Raw genomic sequence first — 13,720 nt, forward strand, 5'->3', positions numbered from 1 at the left:
AGCCGCGCTCCTTTTTACTATTATGAGCAAAAATATTTATTTGATGTAATTTGTAATGGAACCAATGCCATCAATCTCACATCTAACTACATCACCTTTTTGCAGGAATTTAGGTGGATCAAAGCCCATACCCACACCAGCAGGTGTACCCATGGCAATAATTGTTCCGGCTTTCAGTGTCATCCCCTGAGAAAGCTGGCTGATCACCTCTGCGATTCCTGTAATCATCATAGATGTATTGCTATCTTGTCTCAATTCATCATTTACATAGCAACGAATGCCCAAAGCTGGAGGGTTTTCAAACTCGTTTTTAGAAACCACCCAAGGGCCCATGGAAGTAAAGTTATCTAAGCTCTTGCCGAAGTACCACTGTTTATGGGCAGTCTGCAAGTTTCTAGCACTAAAATCATTAATAATTGTATATCCGAACACAAAATCAAAGGCATCTTTTACGGAAACATTTTTTGCATCCTTACCAATAACGACGCCCAACTCAACTTCATAATCCAAACTATCCACAATATCCCAATGGCCGTCAACCATTTCTTCATCCGCAACGGCAAGGTTTACACGCTTGGAAAAGTAAATTGGAACGGGTCTTTCACCACCGAATGCTTCATCGTGGAATTTTGCTGCTTCTTCCGCATGAGCATAATAATTAATCCCCAGACAAATCATGTCCTGTTTGGGTTCGGGAATAGGGGAAATGACTTTCACATCCCTTAAAGGGATTCCTTTCATCAATTCCTTATTCTTTTCCAATTTTCTTTCTTTTTCCGGTGTCATCAAGTCTAAAAATTCATTCATGTTATGGGCAGTACAACCTAAGTATTTTACAGGAACAACCTCAGAACCATCGTCCTTCAGCACACCAACTTCTACTCTACAACCACGTTTAAATGTTAAAACTCTCATATGCAACACCCTCCTTTTTTCGGTCTTCTTTCGTAAACAAAATTCTTTCTAGTTTACATCATAACATAAAAAATGTATCAAGCAAAGAGCAATCCTTTCAAATACCAATGTATACAAAGTGGTATAAATTGGATTTTCGTCTTATTTTCTGCATAAATATACTGATTCAATTCAGCATACCCATGAAAAGTGGACAAAAGTTCAGTCGCAGGCATAATCATTTTAATATTAATACACAAATATGCTTGTTTTTCTTATTTTCTATTGCATTTTATCAGTTAACTATGTATAATTCATTTATATTATTCATTTGTATGAAAAGTTTGGAACTTTAAGGAGGATATGGTCATTATGAAAGAAAAAATTGTTTTAGCATATTCCGGTGGTCTCGACACTTCCGTTATTATCCCTTGGCTCAAAGAAAACTACCATGCCGAGGTTATTGCAGTTTGTGGCGACGTAGGTCAGGGTAAGGAAACTGACGGCTTAGAAGAAAAAGCCCTTCGCACTGGCGCAAGCAAGCTTTACATTGCAGACTTAACCGAAGAATTCATCACAGATGCAATTTATCCTTGTATCAAGGCAAATGCCGTTTACGAAGGAAAATATCTCTTAGGTACTTCCATGGCTAGACCCATTATTGCCAAAAAATTGGTGGAAATTGCAAAGCAGGAAGGTGCTACTGCAATTTGCCACGGTGCAACGGGCAAGGGTAACGATCAAGTTCGTTTCGAATTGACCATCAAGGCTTTGGCTCCCGAATTAAAAATCATCGCACCTTGGAGATTAGATACATGGGGTATGGAGAGCCGTGAAGATGAAATGGCATATTTAGAAGAAAGAGGCATTCCTTTCCCCGTAAAGAAAGATGACTCTTATAGCCGTGACCGTAACATCTGGCACTTGAGCCATGAAGGGTTGGAGCTGGAAGACCCTGCAAACGAACCTAACCTGAAACACATCTTACAAATGGGCGTTTCCCCTGAAGATGCACCGGATGTACCCGAATATGTAAGCGTTGATTTTGAAGCAGGTGTTCCTGTTGCTGTAAACGGCGAAAAATTGGCTCCCGTAGCTTTACTCACAAAGCTGAATGAAATCGGCGGAAAAAATGGTGTGGGCATTTCCGATATTTGCGAAAACCGTGTGGTTGGTATGAAATCCCGTGGTGTATATGAAACACCTGGTGGTGCAATCCTATACTATGCCCACCGTGAATTGGAATACCTTTGCTTAGATAAGAAAACACAGGCTTTCAACGAAGTTGCAAGCAATAAATTTACTGAATTGGTATATAGCGGTGAATGGTATACGCCTTTAAGAGAAGCTTTGAGTGCATACTTTGATTTTACAAACGCTACTGTAACTGGTTCTGTAAAAATGAAACTGTACAAAGGTAATATTATCTCCGCAGGCTCCACTTCCCCTTACAGCCTGTACAACGAATCTATGGCAAGCTTTACAACTGGCGAGCTGTATAACCACAAGGATGCAGATGGTTTCATTAACCTCTTTGGTCTGCCCTTAAAAGTTCGTGCCATGATGATGCAAAACAACGAGAATAAATAAGAAAAACCTTTTGGGGCTTTGCCCCATACCCACACGCCTTAAAAATAGGTTATTCGGGTTTGGGCCAAAGTCCTTTTGGTTTTTATAACACATAAGAAAGGATGCATGCTTTATGAAACTTTGGGGCGGTCGCTTTACAAAATCCACCGATAGCTTTACCGATCATTTTCACTCCTCCATCTCCTTTGACAGCCGTATGTATCAGGAAGATATTACAGGCAGTATGGCCCATGCTGCAATGCTTGGCAAACAGGGTATTATCCCCAAAGAAGATGCAGATTTAATTATTAAAACCCTACGAGAAATTCTTAGTGACATCGAAAAAGGTACGGTGACCTTTGACGAAAAGGCAGAGGATATCCATATGAACTTGGAGTCCATTTTGATTAGCCGCATCGGTGATGTGGGCAAGCGTCTGCATACAGGTAGAAGCCGAAACGATCAGGTGGCTTTGGATACTCGTATGTATACCAAGAAAGAAATCCAAGCCATTCAGACCTTGATAAAGGATTTAATGGAAGTATTAAACAACTTAGCCGAACAACATACAGAAACCATCATGCCAGGTTATACTCACCTGCAAAGAGCACAGCCTGTGACCTTGGCACATCATATTTTGGCATATATCGAAATGTTCAAACGTGATTATGATCGTTTGGCAGACTGCTATAAGCGTACCGATGTACTGCCTTTGGGTAGTGGGGCTTTGGCAACCACGACCTATCCCTTAGATCGGGAATTTGTTGCCGAACAACTTGGTTTTTCCGCAATCACAAAAAATAGTATGGATGGGGTTTCCGATCGTGATTTCTGTATCGAATTGGTTTCCGACTTGTCTATTTTGATGATGCACCTTAGCCGTTTCTCTGAAGAAATCATCCTTTGGAGCAGTCATGAATTCCGTTTTATCGAACTGGATGATGCCTATTCCACAGGCTCAAGTATTATGCCCCAGAAAAAGAATCCTGACATGGCTGAATTAATCCGTGGCAAAACTGGCAGAGTTTATGGCCATTTAATGGGACTTTTAACCACAATGAAAGGCTTGCCTTTGGCTTATAATAAAGATATGCAGGAGGATAAGGAAGCATTGTTTGACGCCATTGATACCATAAAAATGTGCGTACCTGTTTTTACAAATATGCTTGCCACCGTTACCATTCGGGAGCAAAATATGTTGGAGGCGGCAAAAGGCGGCTTTACCAACGCAACGGATGCCGCCGATTGGCTAGTAAAACAAGGCGTTCCCTTCCGTGATGCCCATGAAATCATCGGTAAATTGGTGCTTTATTGCATCCAAAACAACACCAATCTGGATGACCTCTCCCTTGAGGAGTATAAGGCCATCTCCCCAGTTTTTAATGAAAGCGTATACTCCGCTATTTCTGTAAAGCAGTGTGTTGAAGCTAGAAACGTGGTTGGTGGACCTGCAAAGTCAACGACTACAAAAGCAATTGAAGCAAATAAGGCTTACCTTGGTACCTTAGCTTAAATAATAACAACCACCCTAAAAACGGGTGGTTGTTTTAACTTGCGTGTATGTCCTCATAACCTAACATGGAGTAGACACTATGGCAAGTCACATATTAATTGGAGTTTTAGGGTTTCCGATGCAAAAAATAGAGAAACCATCTATCAGAATGACAATTTAAAAGAGGGTCTGACTAGCCCTCTAGATTTATCAATACTTACATCCTACTTTTTTAATTCTTCGGAATAAATCTGCATTTTCCAACTCCCTATTATTCCCCTGCTGCTTCCACTTCGCCCCAAGAAGAACCATCTGTATAGGATACTTGTATTACTTCAATATGATATATCTCTGTACCTTTCATATCCTCTATAGAATAACTACCTTCTAAGCTCGCATCACCTTCAAGGGTAACTACATTTTGTTTCGATTTGTTGATAACAGGGGTAAAGTCCTTGTCATAACAGTACACATTCAATAAGTACGATTTAACTTCCTTATTCTCAAGATTATATGCCACAACATCCAATGCAAGTGCACCATTTGCATCATGTGTCAACTCTGATGACACAGTCATAGGTGGTAAAAGTTCAGAACCCACTTTATCCACAATGTTTACGGTTTTTGTTTCCTTCACATACTCAACATCTTTATTCAGCAGCTCAGCAACTTTTCTCATGGGTAAATATGTAGTACCAGCATAGTTAATACTGAAAGGCACCTTCGCTCCGCTGCCTACTGTAAAACCTTCACCCGATTTTGCAACTTCTTCCCCGTTCACAGAAATATTAAGGGCATTTAACATAGCCTCAATTTTTTCTGAACTAGAAGCATACACAGTAGTAAATAATAACAACATCACTAAAATACTTGAAACAAGGGTTTTCATCATCTTTTTCATTTTCATCGTCCTCACTTATGTAGTTGTTAGTTTTTTCCATAAAAGTAACATACATTATACCTTTATGTCAAGCGCTTTATTCACAATTGTTAAATCCATTCACGCCTAGATTTTATCAGCATTTTCTACCCACCTATAACATAAGATCAAACAACAAATAGTCGATAAATTTAAGTAATTTGTCTTTCTTAAAATTGCCTTTCACTAATCCCTCTTGCACAAACAAGTGTCAGTCTGTTTATCTCTTTGGCAACCAAAAAGAAATTCCCCAAGCCCATGATTATCTATACCATGCAGTACCATCTGTAAATATAACTTCCTGAACAACTAAGTCATAAGCTTCCGTCCCATTTAAACCTTCTAACATAATATATTTTTCTGCAATCTCATTGCCTTTAATTAATATATTATCCCCACCAAAATACAAAAAATTACTTTTAGTATTCTTTTTGATTATAGGAATCCAATCCTTGTCGTAACAGTAAACCATTATAGAGTAGGATTCAATATCCTTATCACTAAGGTTATAAAGTACAAAATTGAGCTCAGGCGTACCATTCACATCATATGTCAACTCCGTATAAACTGTGATCGGAGGCAAAAGTTCAGAACCAGGTTTAGCCGTAATGTTTGCAGTTTTTGTTTCCATACTATATTCAACATCTTTATTCAGCAATTCGGCAACTTTTCTCATGGGCAAATATATTGTCCCCGCATAGTTAATACTGTAAGGAACTTTTGCTCCATTGACTAACGTGTAGCTCTCTCCTGCCTTCGCAATTTCCTCTCCCTCCACAGAAATACTACTGTTATTCAATAAAACGTCAATTTTTTTTGAATGAGCAGCATAAACAGGAGTACAAAATGACAACATCACTACAGCACTTACGAAAATCCCTACTATTTTTTTCATTTTCTTCGCCCTCACATAAGCTATTTTGTTAAATATTACCATAAAAATATCATAATTCGAACTTTATGTCAATAAATTACTTTTGAAGAGAAAACAAAAAAATAGCTTTTACAAAACAGATATTTCTCTATCCTGTAAAAGCTACTTAAAATTGTGATTAACTTTTTTTCACTCTGACCAATTCCCATAAAATACATTAAAAACTCTTATTTCTGCCGAACAAAATTCTGCTGTCGAGGACATATTTCAATACCTTTGGAGGTATCCTCTCCACCTAGGAGCGATTCAGTCTAGTCAAGGACTATGCGTATTTTTTCCTAACAGAATACCTATAACTTATGGCGTTTGATAGCGCCTTTGTTTCATTATGCCCTTGCTTGTACTCTTTAAAGAAAAAGAGGAAGTGTCACCTCCACCTAAGAGGCGGACTTCCTAAGCCCTTTAAAACATATCTACAACAGATTGGGGCGTGGCACCGATATAGTCTGCCCCGCAGGCTTCAAATTCCTCTCTGCCCCCATAGCCATATTCAATGGCAATACAAGGAATCCCTATCAAGTGGGCACCCTCCACGTCAAACTTTCGGTCACCCACCATGACTGCATCCCCTTTGTTGGCTTTCATGGTTTCTAACACATATTCAATGACCTTTGCTTTTGTATCACGGCCAATTTCACGGTTATCTCCACCAATCACCTCAAAAAATCCGTCAATTCCAAAATGCTTCAAAATACGTACTGCCGTTTCCTCTTTTTTGGAAGTAGCCACGGCCAATCGTTTGCCTTTTTTCCGCAACGACTCCAGCATTTCAGGAATCCCATCATAAACCTTGTTTTCAAATAAGCCCACGGTAGCATAGCGCTCTCTGAAAAACTCCAAAGCCCTTTGGGCATCCTCTCGGTTCATCTGAAAGTCCTCAGTAAATGTCTTCATTAAAGGTGGCCCAACAATGAACTTCAAATCATCATCAGCCCATTTGGAAATGCCCATTTTTTCTTGCATATGTTGCGCCGAGCGAATGACACCCTCTGCAGAATCTGTCAATGTGCCATCTAAATCAAATAAAATAATACTTTGCTTTAATTTTTCCATATCCCTATTCCTCTTAATCAATACATTTTCAATTGATTATCGTATTGACGCAAGGAAAACACCTCCTCATCTTCATAAAGTTTCGTCTATTTTACCGCAAAATACGAAACTCTGCAAACAAAAAACCCCCTAAAGATACTCTCTAAGGGGTGTCATCCAATAGCACTTCTGCTAAAACTTTTGCTAAAGGCTCCATTGCATTCATGGCTTCTTCCTTTGTATTTGTCTGGGCTCCCACCTCAATCAGTGTAGACCGTGGCATATAATGCAAAATAAAACGGTAAGGGTTTAAATATATTTTCCTTGTAAACCCAGGATAATACTGACCTGCTAGGGTATGCATTTGCAGGCTAAAGGCTAAGTTTTCTTTAATATAATTGTTCTCCAACCAAGAAACAGGTTCCGCCTGACCATTTGAGCTCAAACGGCAAATACCATTTACAAACATTACCTTCGCACAGTCTTTCCCATCAATTTCTGTCACAAGCCTTACCTCATCAGGTACACCATCTCTATGTAAATCAATGCACACTTCTATAGATGGATACTGCTTCAGTATTTCTTCCACAGCAGGGCCACTTCGTTCATAGGCACCTGTTCGCTGTCCCATACCATTCACTACATCATAAACGCCCATGTGGTGTAAAACTCCAATCCCATAGTCTTCCTCCAAAATACGCTTCAACTCTGCACCTACACCGCCGATTCCCTCCTGAAGCCCCTTAGACATATCACTATCCACAAAGTCCTCATTTGTATGGGTATGAAAAATCAGTACTTTGGGTTCTTTTACAGTGGGTTCCACAGAAAAATCCATGGATAACGCTTCATCAACATTAATGTCCCCCTCTAAAAAAGCCGTCCTAGAATCCACAGTATAAAAATTGTTTTTTAAGTAAGAAAAGTCCTCCATTCTTTCAAGGACTTCTGCCGTAATACCCAAACCTTCTCCATCGCTATGTATGACGTTTTTTTGCTCAAACTCCACATCCTTAACCCCCCAAATAGCAACGGCAGCACTTTCGTTAGACGTTTCCTGTTCCGACCATAGACTTTGTATGGACAATGACCCATGGGGTACTTGTCCCGGCAGCACTTCTGCCAAAAGCCATCGCCCACCGCCCATCTGCAAAAAAAGCGGCATGGATAGTAGAAAAAGCAAAAGTCCAAAAAGGCTTAGGCCCAGCTGCGCTCCGCCACCTTTTTGCTCCACTGACACCGCCTCCCTTCATACAAAGTTTATGCCCATAGGAAACAGCGTAGAACTTTAATATATGGTGGTATTCAGGAAAGAGCAACCAATCAAAAAAGCAAATCATAGGTCTTTTCTTCGTGGGATTTTGTCTTTGAGCCTTCACACACTTACTTTCTTTTTGCAATCTTCCCCCACGGGAATTGACCTCACACTTATTTTTTCTACGTATGTAATCAAAACATTGTCCATATAAAATAATAACCCTCGACTATTTAAGTCGAGGGGCTTTGAATCATATACAATACAACATAAAACCCCCGCAGAGGTAGCAGCGAGGGCTTTACGCATATGGAGTTATGGTTTGTATGTTTAGAAAATAAGATTATCTCAAGTTAGCTTTAATAACACTTGCAATACGCTTGATGCCTTCTTCAATTTTCTCTTCAGGCATACAAGAGTAGTTCATACGGAATGTATTTTCATGACCGCCATTGGGGAAGAAACCACCACCGGGAACGTACGCAACCTTCTGTTCCAAGCACTGTTTCGCCAATTCTTTTGCGTTCATGTATTCAGGCAATACTACCCATGTAAACAAACCGCCATCAGGATGGGTCCATGTACATTCTTTGGGGAAATGTTCGTCCATAGTCTTTAACATGCAGTCACGTCTCTTACGATATACTTCTTTGATTTTTGCAACGTGTTCGTCCAAATCATACATTTCCAAGAATGTATTTGTTTCCAACTGTGCAACGGTGGAAGCCTGCAGGTCAGAAGCCTGCTTCATGAAATTGTATTTTGCTAAAATTTCACTTTCTGCGCAAACCCAACCCAATCTGTAGCCAGGAGCCAAAATTTTAGAGAATGTTCCTAAGAAAATTACAAGACCCTTTGTATCCAAAGATTTCAAAGAAGGCATGTTTTCGTTTTCAAAACGCAATTCACCGTAAGGATTATCTTCAACAACAGGAATTTCAAATTTATTGATGATTTCCATGAATTTCTGGCGTCTTTCTAATGTCCACGTTCTACCAGATGGGTTCTGGAAATCAGGAATAACATAAATCATCTTTACGTTTTCTGTGGAAGCCAAAACTTTTTCTAACTCTTCCATGATCATACCGTTGTTATCAGTAGGAATTTCTACAAAGTTAGGCTCACAAGCCTTAAATGCATTTACTGCACCCAAGTAGGAAGGGCTTTCCAACAGTACAACGTCGCCTTTGTTTAAGAAAACACGTGCAGAAAAGTCCAGGCCCTGCTGGGAACCGCTGGTAATTAATACATGATCAATGTCTGTATCAATATTGTTTTTTGCTTTCATTCTATCTACAATTTTCTGTCTAAGTGCTGGAATACCTTCTGTAGAAGTATACTGTAAAGCAACACGACCCATTTCATCCAATGTCTTAATGGATGCTTCTTTCATCCCTTGAACGGGAAATAACTCGGGTGCGGGCATACCACCTGCAAAAGAAATAATATCAGGCTGAGATGTAAGCTTAAGCAACTCTCTGATTTCAGAGCCTGTCAAAAGATTCATTCTGTCTGCAAAACGTACCATAGGGTTCTTCCTCCTTAAAAATCAAAAAAATTTTAATACGGTCTGACAAGGGGCGTATTTTTTCTAGTACATTGACAAATCAATTAAAATATTCCTCTTTAGATTTATTAAAACACAAATAATCAACAAAGTCAATGCAATTTTACCAATGATATTACGAAAAAATAACTTAAAACCAATTCATCTGCACAATTTTTTTGTACAAAAACCAAGACACTTCCTAAATTTTACATTTATTTCAACGGAAGTGTACTAATTTAAAAACAATTCAAACAAAAAGTGACCTTCATTAAGGTTGGCTTTTTGTATGTATTTTCATACACTTTCTTTATTTTTATTCTTTTTCTCCAAAAAATATCACATACAGCCCTTTCGTCATTCTATTTAAATGAAACTTCTTTCCCTTTTTAGTAGAAAAACCCTCCGTAAATACCCGCAATTGGATATCTATCGTGAGGGTCTTTCTTTTTTTTCAACACAAGAAATATATTTTTTTTACTTCTTATTCCTTCAAGTTTGCCTTAATAACCTCAGCCAAAGCCTTCACGCCCTCAACAATTTTTTCATCACTCATGCAAGAATAGTTCATGCGGAAACAGTTATTCTTGCCACCGTTAGGGAAGAAGCTTCCGCCAGGAACGTATGCAACCTTCTTTTCTAAACACTGCAAAGCCATCTCTTTTGTATTAATATAAGAAGGCAATTCTACCCATGTGAATAGCCCGCCATCAGGGTATGTAAACTTGGCTTCTGCGGGGAAGTACTCCTTCATTGCGTCCATCATTACATCACGTCTGTGCTTATAAACCATTTTAATCTTTTCCACGTGCTCATCCAAGTCATACATATCCATAAACTTGTTGGCCTGAAGCTGAGTTAAGGTTGACGACTGCAAATCCGCCCCCTGCTTAATTGTATTAAACTTTGAAAGAATTTCATCTTCTGCACAAACCCATCCAATACGGAAACCGGGAACCATAATCTTGGAGAATGTGCCCAAAAAGATAACAAGGCCTTTTGTATCCAAAGATTTTAAGGAAGGCATATTTTCATTTTCAAAACGCAACTCTCCGTAAGGGTTATCCTCAATGACAGGAATTTCATATTTATTAACAATCTCCATGAACTTCTGTCTTCTTTCCAAAGACCATGTGCGCCCTGTTGGGTTCTGGAAATCAGGAATAACATAAATCATCTTAACGTTTTCTGTGGTAGCAAGAATTTTTTCTAACTCTTCCATAATCATACCACCATCATCCGTAGGCACTTCCATAAAAGTAGGCTCACACGCCTTAAATGCGTTAATTGCACCTAAATAAGATGGGCTTTCCATCAAAATAACATCGCCCTCATCCACAAATATCCTTGCGGCAAAGTCAAGTCCCTGCTGTGAACCGCTGGTAACCAAAACTTGATTTGCTGTGGCATTGATATTATTCTTTTCTTTCATTCTCTCTGCAATCTTCTGTCTCAACTGGGGCAACCCTTCTGTAGAGGAATATTGACACGCAACAGTGCCCATTTCTTCCATTATTGCAATACCAGCCTGTTTTAACTCTTCTACCGGAAACAACTCGGGTGCGGGCAAGCCACCAGCAAAAGAAATAATGTCGGGTCTAGCGATGAGCTTTAAAAGATCACCGATATCTGAACTGTCCAAAAGTCCTAGTCTTTTTGCATAACGAACCATAACTTCTATTCCCCTTTCATGTTGGTTTTCCAACCTCTTAATAATGTACTTTTATAAAAACATGTTCTTATTAAGCCACAAAATGCCTTGGCTGTCAATGATATTTCCCGAAAAAATGTATTTCATTAAATACAGTTATAATAGTGATTTTTATTACCTTGAAACCCAAAATAACTGCGGGTTTTTTAAAATAAAAGAACCTTGGTTTTTCCACACTCTTTTCCACCTTGTCAAAACAACAGCGAAAAACCAGTAAAATAGGTAAAATTTCATCATTTTTTTGCCCATTATTCCTTTTCTAATCTGTTGCAGGTTTCATTTTATCCGTTTATAAAATGACTTTTAAAAGTTTGGTAATACTAAACCAAGGCCTCTATATGCAAACTGCAAAAACTTCCCTATTCTTTGTTATAAGCGAACAAACTAAAAAACACCCCAAAAAAAGGTTGATTTTGATACATATTGTCAAAAAGTTTTATATATCGAATTTTTTGTTTAATTTCTATTGCATTCTTACCTGTTTGCAGTATAATAATTGGGGTTTCGTAAAAACAACACAAACGTTTAGCGTTGCTAAAATCAAAATTTAAAAAAGGAGTTGTTGAGGATGGATATCGGGCATAAAATCAAACAGCTTCGTGTGCAAAAAGGCCTAACCCTAGAAGAACTGGCCAGCCGCAGCGAGCTAACAAAGGGTTTCTTGTCTCAGATGGAAAGAAACCTAACGTCTCCTTCCATTTCTACCTTAAATGATATCGTAGAGGCCCTAGGCACTACGTTATCGGAATTTTTCAAAGAAGAGAAGAAAGAAAAATTGGTTTTTCGTAAAAACGATTTTTTCGTTGATGAAAGAGAGCATTATACCATTCACTGGATTGTGCCAAATACCCAGAAAAACGAAATGGAACCCATTATGATAGAATTACCCCAAGGCGGGGAATCCTTTCAGATGGACCCCCATAGCGGTGAGGAATTTGGTTATGTCCTAGAAGGCAGTATTACCTTAGACTGCGGGGAAGAAAACTTTACGGTACACAAAGGAGAAACATTCTACCTTTCTGGCAAAACAAGCCATTTTTTAAGAAACGACAAAAAGACGACGGCAAGAGTTCTTTGGGTATCAACACCGCCGTTATTCTGATATGATGGGAGGCAGACATGAAAAAACTGATTCAATTCAAAAATATCGTCAAAGACTTTGACGGAAAATTAGTTTTAAAGGGTATTAACCTGGATATCTATGAAAACGAGTTCGTTACCTTACTTGGACCCAGCGGTTGCGGTAAAACAACACTATTGCGCATTTTGGGTGGGTTTTTAACGCAAACGGAAGGACAAGTTCTCTTTGATGGGGAGGAAATCAGTAAAGTCCCTCCTTATAAGCGGGAAGTCAACACCGTGTTCCAAAAATATGCGTTATTTCCCCATATGAATGTTTATAATAATATTGCTTTTGGTTTAAAAATAAAAAAAGAGCCAAAGGACATTATAGAACAAAAAGTAAAACGTATGCTGAAGTTGGTAAACTTAGAAGAATTTGCCGACCGTAATGTTACAGCAATGAGTGGCGGTCAGCAGCAGCGTGTTGCCATCGCCCGTGCTTTGGTAAACGAACCTAGCGTTCTTCTTTTGGATGAGCCCTTGGGTGCGTTAGATCTAAAACTGAGAAAAGAAATGCAACAAGAGTTAAAGAAAATTCAACAAGAGGTTGGAATCACCTTCATTTACGTTACCCATGATCAGGAAGAGGCACTCACCATGTCCGATAAAATCGTGGTCATGAAAGAAGGAGAAATCCAGCAAATCGGCTCACCTACAGATATTTATAACGAACCCATTAACCAGTTTGTTGCCAACTTTATTGGCGAGAGTAATATCATAGACGGTGTTATGCTGGAAGATTACCTCGTCATGTTTGAGGATAAAAAATTCAAATGTGTGGATTTTGGCTTTGCCCCACACGAAAAAGTTGATGTTGTCATACGCCCTGAAGATCTGGACATTGTTCCAAGAGTAAATGGCAAACTAAAAGGTATTGTTAAATCTGTATTATTCAAGGGCGTTCATTACGAAACCGTAGTAGAAACCAAAGTTGGTACCTCTATTACCGTAAAAATGATGGTTTCCGATGATCACCCTGTTTATAACGAAAGTGCAAACGAAAAAATGTCTGCCAACGACTTTTATCTTGACGTAGATGATGTGGATGAACTAGATGAAGGTACTATTGTTGCCCGTGCCAATGCACAGGCTTGGGACCCCGAAACAGATGAGTATGTCTCTATTAAGGAAATCAACTACTCCATCAAAAAAGAAAATGGGAATTATCCCGTGACTTTCTCCACGGCAGCAGGCACCTCAGTAACGGTAAATATGATTGTGAAAGATGAAAATCGTGTTGTAAACA

General features: G+C 39.0%; 10 protein-coding genes and 1 pseudogene. 4 read left to right on the top strand and 7 right to left on the bottom strand.

Going from position 1 to position 13,720, the window contains the following annotated elements; genetic code table 11:
* Positions 1-36: 36 nt before the first annotated feature.
* Positions 37-915, bottom strand: coding sequence for a fumarylacetoacetate hydrolase family protein (locus tag RBQ60_RS14870; RefSeq protein WP_307884455.1), 879 nt, complete (start codon positions 913-915; stop codon positions 37-39).
* A gap of 351 nt (positions 916-1,266) precedes the next feature.
* Between RBQ60_RS14870 and RBQ60_RS14875 the strand changes: the two genes are divergently transcribed.
* Positions 1,267-2,484, top strand: a complete 1,218-nt coding sequence (locus RBQ60_RS14875; protein ID WP_307884456.1) for an argininosuccinate synthase — start codon at positions 1,267-1,269, stop codon at positions 2,482-2,484.
* A 112-nt stretch (positions 2,485-2,596) separates the two neighbouring features.
* Positions 2,597-3,976: an argininosuccinate lyase gene (argH, locus tag RBQ60_RS14880; RefSeq protein WP_307884457.1), complete on the top strand. Its 1,380-nt coding sequence runs from the start codon at positions 2,597-2,599 to the stop codon at positions 3,974-3,976.
* Between the two features lie 250 nt (positions 3,977-4,226).
* On the opposite strand, the gene RBQ60_RS14885 is transcribed toward argH, so the two are convergent.
* From RBQ60_RS14885 to RBQ60_RS14910, 6 genes are all read right to left on the bottom strand, one after another.
* A complete protein-coding gene (locus tag RBQ60_RS14885) occupies positions 4,227-4,856 on the bottom strand; it encodes a hypothetical protein (RefSeq protein WP_307884459.1) in 630 nt (209 codons plus the stop codon).
* 280 nt (positions 4,857-5,136) lie between these two features.
* A complete protein-coding gene (locus tag RBQ60_RS14890; protein ID WP_307884461.1) occupies positions 5,137-5,769 on the bottom strand; it encodes a hypothetical protein in 633 nt (210 codons plus the stop codon).
* Positions 5,770-6,210: 441 nt separating this feature from the next.
* A complete protein-coding gene (locus tag RBQ60_RS14895; protein ID WP_307884463.1) occupies positions 6,211-6,861 on the bottom strand; it encodes an HAD hydrolase-like protein in 651 nt (216 codons plus the stop codon).
* Positions 6,862-7,003: 142 nt separating this feature from the next.
* Positions 7,004-8,074 (bottom strand): stage II sporulation protein P, encoded by a 1,071-nt coding sequence (gene spoIIP / locus RBQ60_RS14900; RefSeq protein ID WP_307884465.1) that lies wholly within the window; start codon positions 8,072-8,074, stop codon positions 7,004-7,006.
* Positions 8,075-8,438: 364 nt separating this feature from the next.
* Positions 8,439-9,623 carry an aminotransferase-like domain-containing protein gene (locus tag RBQ60_RS14905; RefSeq protein ID WP_307884466.1) on the bottom strand — a complete coding sequence of 395 codons (1,185 nt, stop codon included), beginning with the start codon at positions 9,621-9,623 and terminating at the stop codon, positions 8,439-8,441.
* A gap of 502 nt (positions 9,624-10,125) precedes the next feature.
* Complete coding sequence (locus RBQ60_RS14910) at positions 10,126-11,313, bottom strand: aminotransferase-like domain-containing protein (protein ID WP_307884467.1); 1,188 nt, start codon at positions 11,311-11,313, stop codon at positions 10,126-10,128.
* 607 nt (positions 11,314-11,920) lie between these two features.
* On the opposite strand from RBQ60_RS14910, the gene RBQ60_RS14915 reads away from it, so the two are divergent.
* Together RBQ60_RS14915 and RBQ60_RS15575 are read left to right on the top strand one after the other, a co-directional pair.
* On the top strand, positions 11,921-12,454 hold the full coding sequence (locus RBQ60_RS14915; protein WP_307884468.1) for a helix-turn-helix domain-containing protein: 534 nt from the start codon (positions 11,921-11,923) through the stop codon (positions 12,452-12,454).
* A gap of 17 nt (positions 12,455-12,471) precedes the next feature.
* Positions 12,472-13,476: pseudogene (locus tag RBQ60_RS15575) on the top strand (ABC transporter ATP-binding protein); the annotation flags it as partial.
* Positions 13,477-13,720: the final 244 nt, after the last annotated feature.

The sequence above is a fragment of the Anaerotignum sp. MB30-C6 genome (assembly GCF_030908465.1).
Classification (GTDB): domain Bacteria; phylum Bacillota; class Clostridia; order Lachnospirales; family Anaerotignaceae; genus Chakrabartyella.